This window comes from Mesorhizobium erdmanii (assembly GCF_013170725.1).
GTDB classification, from domain to species: domain Bacteria; phylum Pseudomonadota; class Alphaproteobacteria; order Rhizobiales; family Rhizobiaceae; genus Mesorhizobium; species Mesorhizobium erdmanii.
In genome coordinates, this window is record NZ_CP033361.1 from 5,450,633 (window position 1) to 5,470,046 (window position 19,414).

The window sequence follows — 19,414 nt, forward strand, 5'->3', positions numbered from 1 at the left end:
ACCGAAAAAAGATCCGAGAAAAGCGCGATGCCGAAGCGGCAAAGCGGCAAGGTGGAACCCCTGACTCGCGAGCAGGTGCTGGAGCGATACGCCGAGACCGGCTACGCTTTGGACGAGCACCCGGCCCACGTCATCCGCAAGGCGCATCAGCGCGCGACGCTGCGTTTCCAGCAGGTCATGGCCGGCGAAGACCTTTCGCCGACCCAGTTCGCGGCCCTTGCCACCATCCTCAAACATGGCGAGGTCTCGCAGAACCATCTCGGCCGGCTGACGGCGATGGACCCATCGACGATCAGCATCGTCATGCGCAAATTGCTCAAACACGATCTGATCACGCGCAGCGCTTCCGACACCGACCAGCGCCTGTCGATGATCGCGCTGACCGAGAAAGGGACCGAATACACGCTCGAGCGGCTCGCACGCAGCGTCGAGGTCGGACGCCGTTTCCTGTCGCCGCTTTCACCCGCCGAGCAGGCAACGCTGCTTCGCCTGCTCAAGCGCATCAATGACGACGATCCATCGAATGGCGACGGCGGCAAGTAAGTCGCGTCCAGACCTTTCCCATACCAGTAGAAGTGAGATCCGATGTCGTCCGACCCCAAGTCGTCTGCCAACTCGCTCGTCGTCCGCAATATCGGCCTGCTGCTGAGCGGTGACCTCGGCCAGCCGATCCTCGATGCCGACACCATTGTCGTTGCCGACGGGCGCATATCAGGCATTGGCAAGGCCGGCGCCATCGACAGCGGCAATGCGACGACGATCATCGATGCGATGGGCTGCGCGGTGGCGCCGGGGCTTATCGACAACCATGTTCATCCGGTGGCCGGCGACTGGACGCCGCGGCAAAACCAGATCGGCTGGATGGATTCCACGGTGCATGGCGGCGTCACTTCAATCATTTCGGCGGGAGAGGTCCACACGCCTGGCCGCCCGCGCGACCTGATCGGGCTGAAGGCGCTGGCGATCGCGGCGCAGCGGACCTTTTCCAACTTCCGCCCCAACGGCATGAAGATCCTGGCCGGCGCCCCCATCCTGGAACACGGCCTGGTCGAGGAAGATTTCCGGTACCTCGCCGAAGCTGGCGTGACGCTTGTCGGCGAGGTCGGGCTTGGCGGTGTCAAGGATGGTCCGACCGGCCGGCAGATGATCGCCTGGGCCCGAAAATACGGCATGACCTCGATGACCCATACCGGCGGCCCTTCCCTGCCCGGCTCCGGCCGCATCGGCGCCGATGTCGTGCTGGAGGTCGACGCCGACATCGTCGCCCACGTCAATGGCGGACCGACGGCGCTGCCCGAGGCCGAAATCCGGCGGATCTGCGAAAGCGGCTCGCGCGCGCTCGAAATCGTTCACAACGGCAATCTGCGCACCGGCCTGTTCGTGCTCGACCTGGCCAGGCAGCGCGGCGAACTTTCTCGCGTCATCCTCGGCACCGACAGCCCGGCCGGATCCGGCGTTCAGCCGCTCGGCATCCTGCGGACCCTGACCATGCTGGCTTCGCTGGGCGGCATCGCGCCGGAAGTGGCGTTCTGTCTCGCCAGCGGCAACACGGCGCGCGTGCGTGGGCTGGCTGACCGCGGCATCATCGAAGTTGGCCGTGCCGCCGACCTGATCTTCATCGATCAGGCGATCGGCGGCGCCGGTGACGGGCTGCTCGACAGCGTGGCGCTCGGCAATCTGCCGGGCATCGGCATGGTCGTCATCGACGGCGAGGTGCGGACCGGCCGAAGCCGCAACACGCCGCCGGCGATGCGGGTGCCGGAAGTCAAGGCGGCGTAGAGATCAAGGCAGCTGGCGGCAGCCGCCGGCGAATGCATCAACCGACGCCGTCCTTGCCGACGATCTTGTCCTTGGTCAGCCCGCCGACGCGCGGGTGAGGCCGGCCGGAATCGGTGACGGCGATGGCGACGACGATCTCGTCGGCACGCGGGGCATCGGGGACACGAACCTCCATGCCGTCGAAATGGCTGCGCACCCGCGCCGCGTCCTTGTGGCCGAGCGGAATGTCGAGCGGCACGCCGAGGCCGCCGCGCTTCTTCGAGGACGGAATGAGCGCCGCACCCTTGCCCAGCACATCGCGGAACGGCGCGCCGAGCTTCGGATGCAGGATGGCGGCGGCATGTTCAAGCTCGCCATCGGCGCCGACGGCGGCTGCCTTGCCGAAGCTCTCGACCTGATCGCCGGCAATGCCAAGCGCAGCGACGGCCCGCTTCGGCAAGATGTCGCCCAGCGCTTCGCCGATATCGCTCAATGCCGACAGGTCCTCGACGAACGTGCCGGCATAAGGGTTGCGGATCACCGCGATCGCCGCGGCACGCCGCGTCGGCGGGTCGACCGGGCGGCCGCCCTCCATCCGGGTTTCCTCGACGATGGTGATGATGCGGCGGATTTCCGTGCTCATCGCAATCCGTCCTCGCCCTTGATGTCGGCGGCAGCCAGGCCGCCGACCCGTGCATGAACGCGCGCACCGGTGGTCATCGCCAGGATGACCGCCATCTCGTCGCCCCGCGGCGCATCGCCGACGCCGATCTCGATCGCGTCGAAATGGCTGCGCACATAGGAGGCGTTGATGTGCGTGATCGGAATGTCGATGCGCGTTCCGGGGCCGCCAACCTTCTTGGTCGAGGGCACAATGGCCCTGGCGTTGCCGAGAAGTTCGCGCATCGCGTAACCGCCGGGATTGTGCCACAGTGCGCCATGCTCGAGCTCGCCGGCGGCACCGACGATGGCGCCCTTGCCATAGCCTTCGACAGCGGCCACGCCATCCCCCATGGCATCGATCAGGCGCCGCGCCATTTCGAGGCCGAGCGGCTTCAGATCCTCCATGAAGCCGGTGATCTCCTCGACGTAGCGTCCGGCAAAAGGGTTGGCGATGACGGCGACGATCGCCCCGCGCTTTGGCGGGCGTGCCGCAGGCGGACCGCCCTCATGGAAAATCTCTTCGACCTGGACCAGAAATTTCCTGACCACCACTGCTGGCATTGCGCGTATCCTTCGTCCCGTCGCTCGCGAAATCCGTTAGAGTATCAACAATTATGGATCGCCGATATTTGTCAAGCGCAGAGGCGGAGGATGCCGATGACGGGCCTGGAAAACTGCATGGGAGGACGATTGACAGCCTGTCGGGCCGCTCCTAAACTCATATGACCATCAACGAACTCGCCGACGTTCCGGCGACATGTGGGGATGGTCAAGGCGTGGCTTCAAAAGCTGAAAAAAGCTGAAGGGGAATAACATGACAAGGGCGCTCAAAAGTTTATGTCTGGCCGGTACGATGCTGGCCGTTTCGTTGGGATCGGCCGCCGCACAGACCAAGGTTTCGGTCGCCGCCATCTCGGGCTATTTTGCACAGGGCTTTGGCGTTTCGATCGTCAACGGCCTCAACAAGGCCAAGACCGATTTCGGCATCGACCTCAAGTTGGTCGACACCGGCAACCGCGCCCTGGACTACCAGGAGCAGTTCGAAAATCTCGCCAAGGGCAAACAGTACGACCTCATCTTCGTGATGGGCTGGGAACTGGTGGATTCGCTGCAGAAGGTCAGCAAGGAATATCCCGACCAGCGCTTCGTCTTCATCGATGGTGTGCTCGACAATCCCAAGATGATCTATGCCAATTTCGCCGAGGAACAAGGTTCCTTCGTCGCCGGCGCGCTGGCCAGCATGATCGAGGCCAAGGGCAGCGAATTTCCCAAGATCGGCGACGGCAAGGCAATCGGCTTCGTCGGCGGCCGCGACATCCCGGTCATCCGCAACTTCCTTGGCGGCTACGAACAAGGCGCCAAATACGCCGCGCCCGACGTGAAGGTGAACTCCGTCTTCGCCGGCACGTTCGATGACCCGGCCAAGGGCAGCGAGCTCGCCCAGGCGCTGTACGGCCAAGGCTCCGATATCGTCTACAACGTCGCCGGCCCGACCGGAGAAGGTGTCATGCAGGCAAGTGCCGCCGCCGACAAATACTCGATCGGCGTCGATATCGACATGTGCGGCACCGCTCCCGGAAATGTGCTCGGCAGCATGCTGAAGCGCGGTGACATCGCCGTCTACACGCTGATCAAGGACGAGGTCGGGGGCAACAAGGTCACCGCCGGCACGCGCACCTTCGACCTCAAGTCGGGCGGTGTCGAGTTCAAGGTCTGCGACGACATCGCGCCGAAGATCCCGGCCGACGTGACAGCCAAGCTGGACGACATCAAGAAGGGCATCCTCGACGGCAAGATCGTGATCGCCAAGGCGAAATAGGCCAGCAACAGCGCATCCCTCCCAAGAAAGCGCTACACTGATCCGCCGCGGCAAACCGCGGCGGGTCAGTGTCCAATCTGCGAGAGCCCCCTCAATCCGCGAGAGCATGGTGTCGAACGCGCCGGGGTCCCCGACCCTCCACAGCACAGCCGCAATGGCCGTCGAGTTGACAGGCATCACAAAACGTTTTGGCGCCTTCGTTGCCAATGACGGTATCGACCTTGCCGTGCGCCGGGGCGAAATACACGCCATCATCGGCGAGAACGGCGCCGGCAAGACGACGCTGATGAACATCCTGTTCGGCCTGTTGCAGCCCGACGAAGGGTCGATCCGGCTGAATGGCGAAGCGACGGTGGTCGCCGATCCGGCGGCCGCCATCAAGGCGGGGCTCGGCATGGTGCACCAGCATTTCAAGCTGGTGCCTTCCCTCTCGGTCGCCGACAATGTCTTTCTCGGCATGGAAATCCGCCGTCATGGGCTGATCGACCATGCCGCGCAGATCGCGCGCACGCAGGATTTGTCGAAGCGCTTCGGGCTGCATGTCGATCCGACCGAGCGCGTCGGGCTGCTCTCGGTCGGCATCGAGCAGCGCATCGAAATCCTGAAAGTGTTGGTGCGCGGCGCCCGCACCATCATCCTCGATGAGCCGACGGCGGTGCTGACGCCGCAGGAAAGCCGCGAACTGTTCCAGACGCTGCGCAGTTTCGTCGCCGAGGGCATGACCGTGATATTCATCTCACATCATCTGGAAGAGGTGATGGAGGTGTCCGACACGGTGACGGTGCTGCGCAACGGCCGCAAGGTGGCGACCCGCCCGACATCGGAACTCAGCAAGGACGAGCTGGTGCGCATGATGGTCGGCCGCGAGGTCAGTTTCGACCGGCGGCCGCGCGCGGCGCTTGGCGGCGACATCGTGCTGGACGTCAAGGATCTCTGGGCGCGCGACGATCGCCGGCTGCCGGCTGTTCGTGGCGCCAGTTTTGCCGTCCGCTCCGGCGAGGTGGTGGGAATTGCGGGCGTCGCCGGCAATGGGCAGACGGAGTTGGCGGAAGTGCTGTCGGGCCTGCGCCCGGCAAGCCATGGCGAAGCCTGGCTGAAAGGCCAGGACCTCACCACACTCTCCCCCGCCGCGATCCGCGAGGCCGGCCTTGCCCATGTTCCGGGCGACCGCATGGTGCGCGGGGTCGATCGCAATGCGTCGATCGCGGCAAACACGCTGATGGGCCGCCAGCACCGCGCGCCGTGGAGCCGCAACGGCATGCTCGACTGGAAAGCGATTGCCGGGAATGCCGGAGCGCTGATCAAGGGCTTCGACATCCGCGCGCAGGGAGCGGACGATGCGGTCAAGCGCCTTTCCGGCGGCAACATCCAGAAGGTCGTGCTGGCGCGCGAATTCACCAATGGCGCCGACTTCCTGCTGATCGACCAGCCGACGCGCGGTGTCGACATCGGTGCCCAGGAGGCCATCCATGACGAGATCATGCGCCAGCGCGCTGCCGGCCGTGCGATCCTGCTGATTTCCGTGCAGCTTGACGAACTGGCGGCGCTCGCCGACCGCATCCTGGTGATGTTCAACGGACGGATCATGGGCGAAGTCGCCGGCGACGATGCCGACGAGGACAGGATCGGCATGATGATGGCGGGCGTGATGCCGCAGTTGGAGCCCGCGTGATGACTGACCGCCTCCGCGCCATTTCCGGCCAGATCATCGCCGTGGGCGTAGCCCTGCTGATGGGGGCCATCATCATCCTCCTGGTCGGCGAAAGCCCGGTCCATGTCTTGATGACGCTGCTGCGCGGCGCCTTTGGCGACCAGGAAAAGATTGCCGGCACCTTGCTGCAGACGACGCCGATCCTGATCTGCGGCGTCGCGGCCTGCATCGGCCTGCGCGGCGGCATGTTCAATGTCGGCATCGAGGGCCAGCTGTTCCTCGGCGGGTTTGCCGCCGCCTGGGTCGGCTTCAGCTTTTCACTGCCAGCGGGCATCCATACGCTGGCCGCACTTGCCCTTGCGGTCGTCGCGGGCGCGGCCTGGGTCGCCATCCCGGCCTATTTCCGCGCCCGCTACAACACCAACGAAGTGGTCTCGACCATCCTGTCGAACTACATCGCCGTGTTGCTCACCTCCTATTTCACCATCTTCCTGTTCAAGCGGCCCGGCGGCTGGTCGGAGACGCCGCCGATCCTGGCGACAGCCTACCTGCCCGAGATCTTTTCGTTCTCGCGGCTGAACTGGGGGCTGTTCATCGGCCTCGTGCTAGCGGTCGGCGCCGCGCTGATCTTCCGCTACACCAGTTGGGGCTACGGCGTGACCATGGTCGGATCGGCGCCGAAATTCGCCGAATATGGCGGCGTCAACGTCAAACGGCAGGGCTTTGTCGTGCTCTTGCTTTCGGGCGCCGTCGGAGGCCTTGCCGGCGGAGTCGAGACGCTTGGCGTGCATCACCGTTTCATGGAAGGCTTTGCTCCCGGTTTCGGCTTCGACGGGCTGATCGCCGCCCTGCTCGCCAACGGCTCGCCGGTCGCCACCATCGTCACGGCGCTTTTCTTCGGCGCGCTGCGCAGCGGGTCGCTGCTGCTCGAGGTCGACACCACAGCGTCGCGCGAAATCATCACCGTGATCCAGGCGCTGATCATCCTCAGCGTTTCGGCGCAGGTTCTGATCAAACGCCGTGGCGACAGCCAGGCGGGGGAGCGGCGATGGAAATTCTAGACAAGCTGATCAACGTCGCGCTGATCGCGGCGACGCTGCGCACCACCGCACCGATCCTGCTGGTGGCGCTCGGCGGGTCGTTCACGACCAAGGCCGGCATCTTCAACATCGGCCTCGAAGGGCAGATGCTGGCCGGCGCCTTCTTCGCCGTCATCGGCTCGATCTGGACAGGTTCGGCGTTCGCGGGCGTCGCTTGCGGGGTCGCCGCCGCCCTCGCCTTCGCGCTTGCCTTTGCCGTGCTGGTGGTGACGTTCCGGGCCAATGAGGTCGTCGTCGGGCTGGCGCTCAACATCCTTGCCGGCGGCATGACAATTTCGCTGATGAAAGCGATTTTCGGCACGCGCGGATCGATCGTCGGCCACGGCATTGTCGGCCTGCCCAAGGTGCAGGTACCAGGCGCCCAGGCGCTGCTCGGCTCGTGGGCGCCGCTGATCTCCGGCTTCACGCCGATCGTCTACGTCGCGTTCCTCGCCGTGCCGTTGCTGGTGCTGTTCTACAACCGCACCCGGCTCGGGCTCTATATCCGCGTCGTCGGCGAAAAGCCCGAAGCCGCCGAAGCACTCGGCATCTCGATCACCCGCGTCCGCTACATCGCCTCGCTGCTGTGCGGATTGCTGGCGGGATTGGCCGGCGCGCATCTGTCGCTCGGCTACATCACCATGTTCACCGAAAACATGTCCTCGGGCCGCGGCTTCATGGCGGTGGCAATTCTGATCTTCTCAAACGGCGATCCGCTGAAGGTGCTGGCCGGCTGCCTGCTGTTCGGTTTCGCCGATGCCTTCTCGCTGCGCCTGCAGACCTTTGGCTTCCCGTCCTATCTGGTGCTTACCGTGCCCTACGTCGTCGCGTTGACGGCATTGTTCGCGCTGTCCTACCGGGCGCGGCCAAAAATCATCAAGGAGACGCTGGCGTCGATGCAGAAACTGCTTTCGGCGGACAGGAACAGCGCCCAAGTCGACAAAAATCCGCAATGAAGGAACTCTCATGGAACGCATAATCCTCGACGTGGATTCTGCCGGCGACGACATTCTGGCCGTGCTGTTTGCCGCGGCGAACCCGAATGTGAGGCTCGAAGGCGTCACCACAGTGACCGGTGCAGCCGGGCCGATCGAACAGGTCACCAATGTCGTCCTCAACACGCTGACGCTTGCCGGGCGCGACGATATCCCAGTTCACGCCGGCGCATGGCGGCCGATCGTCGGCAATGCCAAGGCCGACATGGAAGCGCCGGTGCATTTCGAGAAGCGGCTCGTCGCCCGCTTCGGCGACCGGCTCAAGAAATTCAACCCGCCGGCGCCGCCTCCCGTCCGCCCGGCAACGCCCGGACATGCGGTCGACTTCATCATCGAGACGGTCATGGCCAATCCGGGTGAGATCACGTTGGTGACGACAGGGCCGCTGACCAATGCCGCGATGGCGCTGCTGCAAGAGCCGCGCCTGACGGTCGCGCTCAAGCGGCTCTTGGTGCTGGGCGGCAACTTCCAGACGCCGGGCAACATCACGCCGCTGTCGGAGTACAATATCTGGGCCGATCCGGAGGCGTCGCGCATCGTGCTCAACGCCGATGTCGAGAAGATCCTGGTGCCGCTCGATATCTGCGAGGACAACCGGGTCGCTGCCTCGATGCTGACGCGCGACGACATCGCCGACATGCAGGCCGTTGCCCGAAAGAACGCCGTCTTCGACATGATCGCCGACTCCTTTCCGATCTATATCGACATCTGGCGCGAGTTCTTCGACCTGGTCGGATTCCCGATGGACGACGTGATCACCGTGGCGCTGGCTTTCGACCCGGCCCTTGCCACGATGACCGAGCCGCTCTTCGTCGATGTCGTGCTGGACGGGCGCCTCGCACGCGGACAGACGGTTGCCCATCGCGGCCGGCAGCTGCTGCCCGGCGGCGGACCGAAAACCACGCGCATCTGCACCGATCTCGACGGCCGCCGCTTCCTGAACATCTTCAAGCAAACCATCGCGCGCTACGAACAAGCGGCGTGAGGACCGATAAAATGACCATTGCAACTCCCATCCTGTTCGACTGCGACCCCGGCCACGACGACGCCATCGCGCTGGTCATGGCGCATCGCTCGCCCGCCATCGAACTCATCGGCGTCACCACGACCTGCGGCAATGCCGAGGTCGAAAAGACGACGGCCAATGCGCTGCGCATCCTGGAGTATATCGGCGCCGGCGACGTGCCCGTCGCTCAAGGCTGCCACCGCCCGCTGGCGCGGCCGCTGGTGCTTGGCACCGCCGATGGCCCGAGCGGCCTCGAAGGCTCGCCCTATCTGCCGCAGGCCACGATCAAACCGGTCGACCAGCACGCCGTCGATTTCCTGGCCGATAAGCTGCGCGCCGCGCCCGAACCGATCCTGGTCGTCGCCACCGGCCCGTTGTCCAATATCGGCCTCATGATCCTCAAGCATCGCGACGTGCTGCCCAAGATCAAGGAATTGATCTGGATGGGCGGCGTGTTCTACCGCAAGAGCGAGATCATCACGCCGACGGAGTTCAACGCCTTCTGCGACCCGGAGGCGCTGAAGATCGTGCTGGACAGCGGCGTACCGATCCTGATGGTCGGGCTCGATGTCACCATGCAGGTGCTCATCGAGGCGCCGCAATATGCCGAACTGGCGACCATCGACACGCCGCTCGGCAAGCTCGTCAACGACTGGCTGCTGTTCTACGAGAAGCTGCACCGCAACTCGATGGGCGTCGGCGGCGCCATGCATGATCCTTTGGCACTGGCGCTGGCCATCGATCCGACACTGGTGCGTACGCGCCCGGCCCATATCGGCGTCGACCTGTCCGGCACCTATGCTTTCGGCGCGACGGTTGCCGATTTCTGGAGCGAGCGCGGCGAGAAGGACAATGCGCGTATCGCCCATGAGGTCGATGCCGACCGTTTCTTCAAGCTGATGTTCGACCTGCTGCGGGATTAGACCCGCTCGGTTTTTGGTTCAGCGTGGCCCGGTGCCGACCGTCGGGTCGGACAATCTGTGGGCATGCCATCTCAGATGGTCGTCCATGAACGTCGAAATGAAGAAATACGAGTGGTCGTAGCCGTCCTGCATGCGCAGGGTCAGCGGGATGCCGGCCTTGGCGCAGCCGGCTTCCAGAAGCCAGGGCCTCAGCCCATCCTTGAGAAAACCGTCCGACGTGCCTTGATCGACGAAAAGCTCGGAGAAGCGGTGGCCGTCCTCGATGAGCAAGGTGGCATCGTAGCCCCGCCATGATCCCTCGTCCGCGCCAAGGTATTTTTCTAAAGCCGGCCGCGACCAGCCGGCGGTGCTTGGTTGCACGATCGGCGCGAAGGCCGAGCAGCTTTTGAACCGTTCGGGATTTTTGAGTGCGATCGTCAGCGCGCCATGCCCGCCCATCGAGTGGCCAAAGATCGCCTGGCGCGTCATATCGGCCGGAAACTCCCGCGCTATCAACGCCGGCAATTCCTCGGTGACGTAGGAATACATGCGGTAGTTCGTGGCGTAGGGCGCTTGCGTGGCGTCGACGTAAAAGCCGGCGCCGCAACCGAACTGCCAATTGTCCTTCTCGTCGGGAACATCGGCGCCGCGCGGGCTGGTGTCGGGACAGACGACGATCAGGCCAAGCTCCGCGGCCATCCGCCTGTACTCGCCCTTGTCCATGACATTGGCATGCGTGCAGGTGAGGCCGGAAAGATACCAGACGACCGGGCAAGGTTTTTCACGCGCCTGTGGCGGCACGAAGACGGCAAAAGTCATGTCGCAGGAGCAGGTATCCGAAGCGTGCGAATAAACGCCCTGCACGCCGCCATGTGACTTGGCAGAGGAGATGGTCTTCATCCGGTCCGACATAGTTTCTTCTCCGCCATCGGCAAACGTGCTTCAAGGCCGCCTGTCTACGGACCATGGTTGCCAGGCGCAACCCCCGCCTATTCTGCCGCCAGGGCCGTCACTTCCCGCCGGAACGGCAGCGCATCGCCGATATCGTGTTCGTCCAGTTCCCGCGCGAAGCGATGGCCGGCATAGGTCGCCCAGGCGATCGGGCCTGGCGCCTCGGCGTCGCCGATGACCTTGATCGAGCGAATGCCATTGTCGGCCCATTCGTCGCGCCGCGCTTTCAGGTCGCGCCACACCGCGTCGTCCTGTTGGCGCGAGGTCACCAGCACCACGGCGTCGGCGGCGATGTCGCGTTCGGCGCCGGTGTAGGCGCAGGCGGTGGCAACGCCGCCCGGCACGATGCGCGTCACAGTCCGGTTCAGCACGATCTCGACGCCGAGCCCGGCCAGACGGCGGTGGATGGCGCCCTGCTCCAGCGTGTTGCGGGTCCAGTCCGACACATAGGCGGACGGCGTCACCAGCGTCACCTTGGCGCCGTTGCGCGCCATCAGCTCGGCCAGGACGCCACCCATGTAGTAGTGGTCGTCGTCGAACAGCACGATGTTGCCGGTCGGCACGCTGCCGGCCATCAGATCGTCCGGGGTGTAGACCGGCATGGCCGGATCTATCGGCATCGGCACGACATGGGCGCGCGCCACGCCGTCGCGGCGCCAATACGAGCCGGTAGCGAGCGCGATGTTCTGAAAGCCGAAGGCCAGGATATTCTGCGCCGACAGCCGGCTTTCGAAATAGATATCGACATTGGGCATCTGACTGAGCTGGTACTGGCGATAGTCGCGCACGCGGCCCCAGGCAGACAGCCCCGGCAGACGGCACTCGCGCGCGACGCGGCCGCCGAGTTCGGTGCCGGCCTCGGCGATGGCCGCCTGATAGCCGCGAAGGCCAAGCGCGCGGGCGGCCTCCAGCCCGGCCGGGCCGGCGCCGACGATCAGCACGCTATCGCTGTCGCCCTTAGCCTGCATGCGTTCGGGATGCCAGCCCTTGCGCCACTCCTCCATGAAGGTCGGGTTCTGCGTGCAACGCGAGATCGACATGGTCATGTCGCCGGTGATGCAGATGTTGCAGCCGATGCACTCGCGGATATCCTCGATCCTCCCTTCCTCCACCTTCTTCGGCAGGAAGGGATCGGCGATCGATGGACGCGCGCAGCCGATGAAATCGAGCGTGCCGGACTTGATCATCCTGACCATGACATCCGGCGAGGTGAAGCGGCCGACGCCGACAACCGGCTTCGAGGTCAGCGTCTTGATACCCGACACCAGGCTCTCCTGCGCCGCCTCCTCCTTGAACCGCGACGGCCCCGAACAATCCTCCCAGGCACCATGGGCCAGGTCCCAGAGGTCGGGCAGGTCGGCATGCATCTCGATCATGTCACGCACTTCGGAATTGGCGAAGCCGAGATCGCCGATCATCTCGTCCAGCGATAGCCTGAGCGTCAGGCCACAGGTGTCGCCGATCGCATCCCTGCCCTCCTCGATCAGCTCGCGCATCAGCCGCGAACGGTTTTCCAGCGAGCCGCCATATTCGTCGTTGCGCTGGTTGGTGGCGGTCGACAGGAAATGCTGAATGATACCGAACCCATGCGCGCCATAGAGACAGACCAGGTCGAAACCCGCCAGCTTGGCGCGTTTGAAGGCATTGCGGTGCCAGCGCCTGAGGTCGCGTATATCTTGCTTGTCCATGGCGCGGGCCTGAACCGGATCGTTGGTGAAGGTGCGAATCGGCAAGGCCGACGGTCCGCGCGGCACTTCCTTGGTGTAGAGGTTCGGACCATTAATACCGGAATAGGCGAGCTGGATGCCGGCCAGCGCGCCATGCTGGTGCATGGCCTTGGCCATCCTGGCGAGCGCCGGAATGTCGGCATCGTCCCACAGCCTGAGCTCGATGAAGGGGGTGATCTCCGAGGTGTGGTGCATCTCGGTCTGTTCGGTGAAGATGACGCCCCAGCCACCTTCCGACTTGATGCGCCGCATCTCGGCGGCGGCGGACGGATCGCGATAGCCGCCGCCATTGCAGTGCGGCACCTGGTAGAAGCGGTTCTTGGCGGTCACCGGACCGATTTTCACGGGTTCGAACAGAATGTCGTAGCGTGGGTCGCGCATATAAGATTCCTTCCTGCCAGCGTCGCATCGCGGCATGCGCGGCGATGGTTTCAAAACCTTGGCCCAAGCCGGTCCGCCCGGTGGCAGATGCCGTGAACCTACTCATAAGTTGCCGCCAGCGCCGGAAAATTACAGATTTCTTCTGTGCCGATTAGGACCGCCCTAATCTCCAAGCCGGCCGGGTTAGCCTCCGGTGAATCCCCGCTGAGCCAAATGCGACTTCAACGCCGTGGCCGCGCGATGCTAGATAGTGCCTGGCTAATAAGACGTGAGACGCATGGACAGTATCCAGATCCTTGAAAAGCTGATCGCATTCCCGACGGTGAGCCGCGTTTCGAACCTCGACCTCATCGGCTACGTGACGGAGTTGCTGGCGGCACAAGGCATTGCATGCCAGATCATCCGCAGCGCGGATGGCCACAAGGCCAACCTGTTCGCCACCATCGGGCCGGCCGACACTCCAGGCGTCATGCTGTCCGGCCACACCGATGTCGTCCCCATCGACGGCCAGGACTGGACGCTGCCGCCCTTCGAGATGACCGCGCGCGACGGCAGACTCTACGGCCGCGGCGCGGCCGACATGAAGGGTTTCGTCGCCTGCGCGCTCGCGGCCTCTGTCAAGGCCGCGAAAATGAACCTGCAAACGCCCTTGCATCTGGCGCTTTCCTATGACGAGGAGATCGGCTGCATCGGCGTGCACAGCTTGATCGACATGCTGAAGGCCGCACCGCACCGGCCATTGCTGTGCATCGTCGGCGAGCCGACCAACATGCAAGTGGCGACCGGCCACAAGGGCAAGCTCGCGGCGCGCGCGCTGTGCAGGGGACGGGAAGGCCATTCGGCGCTGGCCCCCCTGGCGCTCAATGCCATTCATCTCGGCTGCGATTTCGTCTCCGCGCTGCGCCAGGAACAGGACCGGCTGGCGCGCGATGGCGCACGTGACGGCGACTACGACGTTCCCTACACCACCGTCCATGTCGGCAAGATCAATGCCGGCGTGGCGCTCAACATCGTGCCGAACCTGTGCCAGCTCGACTTCGAGATCCGCAATGTCGCGGCCGACGATCCCGATCAAATCCTCGATGGGCTGCGCGCGCAGGCGGCCCGTATTGCCACTGCCGCGTCGACGATCGCGCCGGAGGCGGCCATCGACATCGACATCACCAACACCTATCCGGGCCTGGATACGCCGGCGAATTCGCAGGCCGTGGCCTTCGTCAAATCGTTGACCGGCGCCAACGACACCATCAAGGTTGCCTACGGCACCGAAGGCGGATTGTTCAGCCGCGACCTCGGCACGCCGACCATCGTTTGCGGACCGGGCTCGATGGCGCAAGGGCACAGACCGGACGAATTCGTCAGCGCCGAACAGCTGCGCCGCTGCGACGACATGCTGGAACATTTGCTCCAGCGGCTTGCCGACCACCAGTTCCAGACTGTCTGACTATTCCACGACCCGCCCGCTGCCGAACACGCCCTGTTCGACGACGAAACGGCGGCAGTGATCGATGAAGGCCTGCACGGTCTGTGTGCGGTGCTCGGCATTGGGCAAGGCGACCCCCATGGTGAGGGGCCGCAAATCCCCCTCCAGCGGCACGAAGACCAGCGGCTTGCCGTCGGGCGCCAAAGTGTTGAGCGGCCGCATGTTGGCGATGCCATAGCCGAAGCCGTTCGCGACCATCGAACGCATCACCGCGATGTCGCCGGTGCGCTCGGCAATGTTCGGCCTGATCCCACGCGAATGAAAGGCGGAGAGGAAATATTCGCGGCTATACGGCAGGTCGAGCAGCACCATCGGCTCGACGGCCAGTTCTTCCGTCGTGATCGACGCCTTGCCGGCGAAGCGGTGCCCCTGCGGCAGCATGACATAGGCCGGCACCAGCATCAGCGGTTCGAAGGTCGTGTCCTGCGACAATTCGAGATCGTAGGTCAGCGCCGCGTCGATTTCACCGCGCTGCAGCATTTCGAGCAGTTGGCCCTGGTTGCGCTCGAACTGGCGGAACCGCACCTCGGGATAGGCGCGCTCGAACTTCATGCGCAGTGTCGGCATGACGATCTGCGCGAAGGTCAGCAGGCATCCGACCGCCAGCGGCCCGCGCACCTTCTCGGCGATGTCGCCGGCGATATCGTGCAAGGCATCGGCGTCGGCAAGCAGCCTGGCCGCCTCCTTGAGGAAGACGCGCCCGCCAGCCGTGAGCGACAGGCCATGCGAATGCTTGCGGACAAAAAGCTGGACGCCGAATTCGGCCTCCAGTTGCGCGATCGACGCCGAGATCGAAGGCGGCGAAACATTGACCTGTTCGGCGGCCTTGGTAATGGAGCCGGCTTCGCCAACGGCGACGAAATATTCCAGTTGTCTCAGCGTGAAGCGTAGCGGCATGGATGGCTATGTTGCCGTTTTGGCGACTTCGAGCAAGCGCCCGTACCGTCTCAGTACTTGATCCATGTCGTTTTCAGCGCGGTATACTTGTCCAGCGCATGCAGCGACAGGTCGCGGCCGAAGCCGGATTGCTTGACGCCGCCGAACGGTGTCATCGGGCTCAGCGCATCGACCGTGTTGACGGAAACCGTGCCGGCGCGGAGCCGGGCGGCGACGCGGTGGGCGCGCGACAGACTGTCGGTCCACAGCGATGCCGCCAGCCCGTACGGGCTGTCATTGGCGAGGCGGATAGCCTCCTCTTCATCGTCGAAGGCAATGACCGAAAGCACCGGCCCGAATATCTCATCCCTGGCAATCGGGTCGTCATGGGCGACATTGTCGAAGATGGTGGGCTGTATGAAGCTGCCGCGGCCGTTGACCGTGACACGATCGCCGCCGGCAACCAGGCGCGCGGTCTTCTTGCCGGCCTCGACGAAGCGCATGACGTTGGCGGCGTGGCGAGCATCGACCATGGCGCCCATTTTCGAAGCCGGGTCGAGCGGATCGCCCGGCTGGGTGGCCGCCGCGCGCTCGACCAGTTTCTCGACGAAGGCATCCTTGATGGTGCGTTCCACCAACAGGCGCGAATTGGCCGAACACACCTCGCCCTGGTTGAAGAAGATGCCGAACGCCGCCATGTCGGCCGCCGCATCGAGATCGCCGCAGTCGGAAAAGACAAGGTTCGGGCTTTTGCCGCCGGTTTCGAGCCAGACCTGCTTCATGTTCGACTGGCCCGAATACTGCAGGAACATCTTGCCGATAGAGGTCGATCCGGTGAAGGCAAGGCAGTCGACATCCATGTGGCGGCCGAGCGCCTGGCCGGCCGTCTCGCCGAGGCCAGGCACGACATTGAGCACGCCGGAGGGCAGTCCCGCCTCCATGGCGAGTTCCGCCAGCCTGAGCGCCGAGAAAGGCGACTGCTCCGCCGGCTTCAGCACCACTGAATTGCCCGCCGCCAGTGCGGGCGCGCATTTCCAGGTCGCCATGTCGAGCGGGAAATTCCATGGCACCACGGCACCGACCACGCCGAGCGGTTCGCGCCGCACCAGCACCAGATCGCTCCCGCCGGTCGGCGCCACTTCGTCGTAGATTTTGTCGATGGCCTCGCCATACCACTGGAAGATCGCCGCGGAACCCGGAACATCGACAGTCGCCGCTTCCATGACCAGCTTGCCCATATCGAGGGACTCGAGCAGCGCGAGCTCCTGCAGGTTCTCGCGTAGCAGCCGGGCCAGCCGCAGCAGCACCTCCTTGCGGTGCGCAGGGCTGGTGCGCGACCAGACACCGGCCTCAAAACTGCGTCTGGCCGCGGCAACCGCCAGATCGATATCGTCCTCGCCGCATGACGCCACCTCGGCCAGCGTTTCGCCGGTGGCCGGATTGATGCTGGCGAAGGTTCGGCCCGAACGCGCCGCGACCGGCTTGCCGTCGATGAACGCCTTGTCACGAAACCGGATCGCGGACGCCTTGCCGATCCAGTCCTTGTGGCTGAGTTGGCTCAATGCCGTTGCCCCCCTGCCGGCTACTCGTCGCCAGGGACGCCGTAACTCGGCGCGTCGGACGGATTGATGGCGCGGGTGACATAGGCATCGAGCTGCGGCTTGTAGCGGTCCCACAGCGCCGCAAGTTCCTCGATCGGGTTGCCTTCGCTCCAGTCGCAGCGCAGGTCCGCGACTGGCCAGGCGACCTCGCGCACCAGCTTCATGCCAGCGGAATGGACGGGGCCTGCCTCGCCACCGGCCTTCAGCGCGGCGCGCATGGTTGCGAGCAGTCGGTCGCCTAGATACCCCTCGGAGGCCAGGAAGGCCTCGACCATGGCTTGCGGCACGCCGGCATGAGCCAGCATGTTGCCGCCGCAGGCGACATTGTCCGCGCACGCTTCCGCCCATATGCCAAGCGCCTTCGGCCCGGAATGGATAGCACTGGTGCCAGCGGCATCGACAGCCAGCACCTGCCGGTAGTCGCTCCAGGCCCCGGTGCGCTTCAGTACGGCGACCGCCTCGGCCGCCGAGGCACCGCGTGCCATGAGTTCAAGCCCCCTCGTGCCCAGCGTCGGATCGGTGACGTTCTGGCTGGCGACCGCGCCCACGCCCGCCTGCGCATAGGCGCAGCGCGCCGCCACCGCCGGAGAGGAAGACGAGACCGCGACGCCGAACATGCCGGTGCGGCTGCATCGCGCGACAATGGAGAAGGTCATGGCATCAATCCGGAATTACGGCGGTACCGTCGATCTCGACCAGCCAGTCAGGCCGCGCCAGGGCCTGCACGACGAGGCCCGTCGAAACGGGATGCACGCCTTTGATGTACTCGCCCATGGTGCGGTAGACCGCCTCGCGATGGCGCACGTCGGTGATGTAGACGACCACCTTGACCAGATGCTCCATGGTGCCGCCGCACTCCTCGATGAGCTGCCTGATGTTCTGCATCACCTTGTGCGTCTGCTCGGCCGGATCGTGGCTATCGATATTCTTGGCGGTGTCGAGATCCTGCGGACACTGGCCGCGCAGATAGATCGTCCGGCCGCCGCGCGTGACCACCGCCTGGCACAGATCATTGTCGAGTTTCTGCTCGGGATAGGTGTCCTTGGTATTGAATTTGCGGATTCTCGTATGCGCCATCCTGGTCTCCATCTGATCGGGCTAGTGGCTGTTGTCGGCGTCGATCAAGCGTCCACCGTCTCGCGCCGTGCGGCGGCATGGTAGGCCAGATACTTGCGCTGCGTCGAAATCCGGTCCGCCACATGCTTGGCATCATGCCAGACACCCCAGATGAAACTCGATCCTCTTCGCGACTGCCAGGGCAGGCCGAGAAAATAGAGTCCAGGCTCGGTCGAGACGCCTCGCTGATGCCTTGGCCGCCCCTTCTCGTCAAAAGCATCGACCTTCAACCAGCTGTAGTCGACGGCAAAGCCGGTCGCCCAGATGATCGCCACAATTCCGGCTTCGGCCAGATCGAGTTCGCCGATCGGGTTGATCAGGCAGTCGGGATCCGGGTCGATCCGGCGGGCCGTGGGCTCCTCCGGGAGGTCGAGACCGTTGCGCGCGACATAGGCGTCGGCCTCGTCCAGCAGCGACATCAGGTTGGCGTCACCGCGGGCAATGTTCCTCGCCAGATCGGGCGCGAAGGTCAGTATGCCGTCCTGATATGTTTTGGTCATGCCGACCAGGGTGAGCCCCTGCGCGGCCAGTCGGCGGAAATCAATCGTTTCGCCGCCACGCGCGCCGCTCACCGCGATCGTCACATGTTCCGTCCCGGGCCCCGGGGTCTCGAGGTCCCATTTGCCGAGAACGCCAAGCCACCAGCAGAAATCGCGCCCGCGATAGGCCCGCGGCGGGCGGTCGTGCGGGCCGACCGAGAGGTAGACGCGCCGCCCCGAGCGCTGCAGCTCATCGGCGATCTGCACACCTGACGACCCCGCCCCGACCACCAGCAGCGCGCCTTTTGGCAACTGCCCGGGGTTGCGGTAGGCGCTGGAATGAAGCTGCGGAATGCCGGCATCTCCGGGGACAAGGGCGGGGATGACAGGGACCTGGAAAGGTCCGGTCGCCGCGACGATGCTGTTGGCTTCGATCACTCCATCCGACGTCTCGACGCGGAACCCGGGGCGACCGACGTTTCTTTGCGCGCGCATGACCTCGACGCCGCAGCGGATCGGGGCGCTGATCTGCCTTGCATAGGCGGCGAAGTAGTCCGCAACCTCCTCCTTGGGGGGAAACCCGTCGGGGCCGGTCACGGGAAATTCCATGCCAGGGAAACGGTCATGCCAGGCCGGGCCATTGGCAACCAGCGAATCCCATCTTTGCGATCGCCAGCGCTCGGCGATCCGGCCACGTTCGAGAACGAGATGCGGCACCGCGCATTTGCTCAGGTGCTCGGACATAGCCACCCCGGCCTGGCCACCGCCGACGACAAGTGTGTCTGTTTTTTCCACCGACATTTCTGCGTCCTTTCCCCCCAAGAGTTTCTGCGGATGCGAGGAGGTCAGATCGCTGGTGTACTGGAGCGGCCGATTAGCGAAAATTACGATTTCACGTGGCAGTGGTTAGCTTGTCCCTAAACGCTG

General features: G+C 64.6%; 18 protein-coding genes. 9 read left to right on the forward strand and 9 right to left on the reverse strand.

The genetic code is table 11. The annotated features are described in order from the left end of the window. Positions 1 to 27 precede the first annotated feature (27 nt). Both EB233_RS26500 and EB233_RS26505 read left to right on the forward strand, forming a co-directional pair. On the forward strand, positions 28 to 543 hold the full coding sequence (locus EB233_RS26500; protein ID WP_244277576.1) for a MarR family winged helix-turn-helix transcriptional regulator: 516 nt from the start codon (positions 28 to 30) through the stop codon (positions 541 to 543). A 42-nt stretch (positions 544 to 585) separates the two neighbouring features. After that, a complete protein-coding gene (locus tag EB233_RS26505) occupies positions 586 to 1,779 on the forward strand; it encodes an amidohydrolase family protein (RefSeq protein ID WP_064987862.1) in 1,194 nt (397 codons plus the stop codon). Positions 1,780 to 1,816: 37 nt separating this feature from the next. Here the strand turns inward: EB233_RS26505 and EB233_RS26510 are convergent, their stop codons facing one another. Both EB233_RS26510 and EB233_RS26515 read right to left on the reverse strand, forming a co-directional pair. Further along, positions 1,817 to 2,401 carry an amino acid synthesis family protein gene (locus EB233_RS26510; protein WP_027056013.1) on the reverse strand — a complete coding sequence of 195 codons (585 nt, stop codon included), beginning with the start codon at positions 2,399 to 2,401 and terminating at the stop codon, positions 1,817 to 1,819. Further along, on the reverse strand, positions 2,398 to 2,982 hold the full coding sequence (locus tag EB233_RS26515) for an amino acid synthesis family protein (RefSeq protein ID WP_027056014.1): 585 nt from the start codon (positions 2,980 to 2,982) through the stop codon (positions 2,398 to 2,400). The genes EB233_RS26510 and EB233_RS26515 overlap by 4 nt, the downstream gene beginning before the upstream one ends. Positions 2,983 to 3,235: 253 nt before the next feature. On the opposite strand from EB233_RS26515, the gene EB233_RS26520 reads away from it, so the two are divergent. The 6 genes from EB233_RS26520 to EB233_RS26545 all read left to right on the forward strand — a co-directional run bounded on the left by EB233_RS26520 (position 3,236) and on the right by EB233_RS26545 (position 9,894). Next, positions 3,236 to 4,240, forward strand: coding sequence for a BMP family lipoprotein (locus EB233_RS26520; RefSeq protein ID WP_064987861.1), 1,005 nt, complete (start codon positions 3,236 to 3,238; stop codon positions 4,238 to 4,240). 106 nt (positions 4,241 to 4,346) lie between these two features. Then, positions 4,347 to 5,912 (forward strand): ABC transporter ATP-binding protein, encoded by a 1,566-nt coding sequence (locus tag EB233_RS26525; RefSeq protein ID WP_064987860.1) that lies wholly within the window; start codon positions 4,347 to 4,349, stop codon positions 5,910 to 5,912. Further along, positions 5,912 to 6,952: an ABC transporter permease gene (locus EB233_RS26530; protein WP_027056016.1), complete on the forward strand. Its 1,041-nt coding sequence runs from the start codon at positions 5,912 to 5,914 to the stop codon at positions 6,950 to 6,952. Before EB233_RS26525 ends, EB233_RS26530 begins: the two co-directional genes overlap by 1 nt. Next, the gene (locus EB233_RS26535; protein WP_064987859.1) at positions 6,940 to 7,926 is read left to right on the forward strand and encodes an ABC transporter permease; all 987 of its coding nucleotides are present in this window, start codon (positions 6,940 to 6,942) and stop codon (positions 7,924 to 7,926) included. Before EB233_RS26530 ends, EB233_RS26535 begins: the two co-directional genes overlap by 13 nt. Before the next feature lie 10 nt (positions 7,927 to 7,936). After that, positions 7,937 to 8,950, forward strand: a complete 1,014-nt coding sequence (locus tag EB233_RS26540; protein WP_064987858.1) for a nucleoside hydrolase — start codon at positions 7,937 to 7,939, stop codon at positions 8,948 to 8,950. Between the two features lie 11 nt (positions 8,951 to 8,961). Next, positions 8,962 to 9,894 (forward strand): nucleoside hydrolase, encoded by a 933-nt coding sequence (locus EB233_RS26545; protein WP_081293968.1) that lies wholly within the window; start codon positions 8,962 to 8,964, stop codon positions 9,892 to 9,894. Positions 9,895 to 9,912: 18 nt separating this feature from the next. Here EB233_RS26545 and fghA read toward each other — a convergent pair whose 3' ends face one another. Together fghA and EB233_RS26555 are read right to left on the reverse strand one after the other, a co-directional pair. Then, positions 9,913 to 10,785 carry an S-formylglutathione hydrolase gene (fghA, locus tag EB233_RS26550; protein WP_064987856.1) on the reverse strand — a complete coding sequence of 291 codons (873 nt, stop codon included), beginning with the start codon at positions 10,783 to 10,785 and terminating at the stop codon, positions 9,913 to 9,915. A gap of 77 nt (positions 10,786 to 10,862) precedes the next feature. Next, complete coding sequence (locus tag EB233_RS26555) at positions 10,863 to 12,932, reverse strand: oxidoreductase (protein WP_064987855.1); 2,070 nt, start codon at positions 12,930 to 12,932, stop codon at positions 10,863 to 10,865. A 277-nt stretch (positions 12,933 to 13,209) separates the two neighbouring features. Here EB233_RS26555 and argE point away from each other — a divergent pair, with 277 nt between their 5' ends. Then, positions 13,210 to 14,376, forward strand: a complete 1,167-nt coding sequence (gene argE / locus EB233_RS26560) for an acetylornithine deacetylase (RefSeq protein ID WP_064987854.1) — start codon at positions 13,210 to 13,212, stop codon at positions 14,374 to 14,376. Here the strand turns inward: argE and EB233_RS26565 are convergent, their stop codons facing one another. From EB233_RS26565 to EB233_RS26585, 5 genes are read right to left on the reverse strand one after another with little or no spacing between them, the layout of a single operon-like run. Next, positions 14,377 to 15,312, reverse strand: a complete 936-nt coding sequence (locus EB233_RS26565; protein WP_027056021.1) for a LysR substrate-binding domain-containing protein — start codon at positions 15,310 to 15,312, stop codon at positions 14,377 to 14,379. A gap of 50 nt (positions 15,313 to 15,362) precedes the next feature. Further along, a complete protein-coding gene (locus EB233_RS26570; RefSeq protein WP_064987853.1) occupies positions 15,363 to 16,853 on the reverse strand; it encodes an aldehyde dehydrogenase in 1,491 nt (496 codons plus the stop codon). 20 nt (positions 16,854 to 16,873) lie between these two features. After that, positions 16,874 to 17,548 (reverse strand): DUF1028 domain-containing protein, encoded by a 675-nt coding sequence (locus EB233_RS26575; protein ID WP_064987852.1) that lies wholly within the window; start codon positions 17,546 to 17,548, stop codon positions 16,874 to 16,876. Between the two features lie 4 nt (positions 17,549 to 17,552). Continuing rightward, positions 17,553 to 17,969, reverse strand: a complete 417-nt coding sequence (locus EB233_RS26580) for a RidA family protein (RefSeq protein WP_027056024.1) — start codon at positions 17,967 to 17,969, stop codon at positions 17,553 to 17,555. 44 nt (positions 17,970 to 18,013) lie between these two features. After that, on the reverse strand, positions 18,014 to 19,288 hold the full coding sequence (locus tag EB233_RS26585; RefSeq protein WP_064987851.1) for a flavin-containing monooxygenase: 1,275 nt from the start codon (positions 19,286 to 19,288) through the stop codon (positions 18,014 to 18,016). Positions 19,289 to 19,414 lie beyond the last annotated feature (126 nt).

Excerpts from the sequence above, each read along its gene's own strand:
- EB233_RS26565 (WP_027056021.1), bottom strand. The coding sequence starts at position 15,312 with ATGCCGCTACGCTTCACGCTGAGACAACTGGAATATTTCGTCGCCGTT.
- EB233_RS26525 (WP_064987860.1), top strand. The coding sequence starts at position 4,347 with ATGGTGTCGAACGCGCCGGGGTCCCCGACCCTCCACAGCACAGCCGCA.
- EB233_RS26545 (WP_081293968.1), top strand. The coding sequence starts at position 8,962 with ATGACCATTGCAACTCCCATCCTGTTCGACTGCGACCCCGGCCACGAC.
- EB233_RS26575 (WP_064987852.1), bottom strand. The coding sequence starts at position 17,548 with ATGACCTTCTCCATTGTCGCGCGATGCAGCCGCACCGGCATGTTCGGC.
- EB233_RS26535 (WP_064987859.1), top strand. The coding sequence starts at position 6,940 with ATGGAAATTCTAGACAAGCTGATCAACGTCGCGCTGATCGCGGCGACG.
- EB233_RS26515 (WP_027056014.1), bottom strand. The coding sequence starts at position 2,982 with ATGCCAGCAGTGGTGGTCAGGAAATTTCTGGTCCAGGTCGAAGAGATT.
- EB233_RS26580 (WP_027056024.1), bottom strand. The coding sequence starts at position 17,969 with ATGGCGCATACGAGAATCCGCAAATTCAATACCAAGGACACCTATCCC.
- EB233_RS26585 (WP_064987851.1), bottom strand. The coding sequence starts at position 19,288 with ATGTCGGTGGAAAAAACAGACACACTTGTCGTCGGCGGTGGCCAGGCC.
- EB233_RS26555 (WP_064987855.1), bottom strand. The coding sequence starts at position 12,932 with ATGCGCGACCCACGCTACGACATTCTGTTCGAACCCGTGAAAATCGGT.
- EB233_RS26530 (WP_027056016.1), top strand. The coding sequence starts at position 5,912 with ATGACTGACCGCCTCCGCGCCATTTCCGGCCAGATCATCGCCGTGGGC.
- EB233_RS26505 (WP_064987862.1), top strand. The coding sequence starts at position 586 with ATGTCGTCCGACCCCAAGTCGTCTGCCAACTCGCTCGTCGTCCGCAAT.
- EB233_RS26540 (WP_064987858.1), top strand. The coding sequence starts at position 7,937 with ATGGAACGCATAATCCTCGACGTGGATTCTGCCGGCGACGACATTCTG.
- EB233_RS26510 (WP_027056013.1), bottom strand. The coding sequence starts at position 2,401 with ATGAGCACGGAAATCCGCCGCATCATCACCATCGTCGAGGAAACCCGG.
- EB233_RS26520 (WP_064987861.1), top strand. The coding sequence starts at position 3,236 with ATGACAAGGGCGCTCAAAAGTTTATGTCTGGCCGGTACGATGCTGGCC.
- EB233_RS26500 (WP_244277576.1), top strand. The coding sequence starts at position 28 with ATGCCGAAGCGGCAAAGCGGCAAGGTGGAACCCCTGACTCGCGAGCAG.
- argE (WP_064987854.1), top strand. The coding sequence starts at position 13,210 with ATGGACAGTATCCAGATCCTTGAAAAGCTGATCGCATTCCCGACGGTG.
- fghA (WP_064987856.1), bottom strand. The coding sequence starts at position 10,785 with ATGTCGGACCGGATGAAGACCATCTCCTCTGCCAAGTCACATGGCGGC.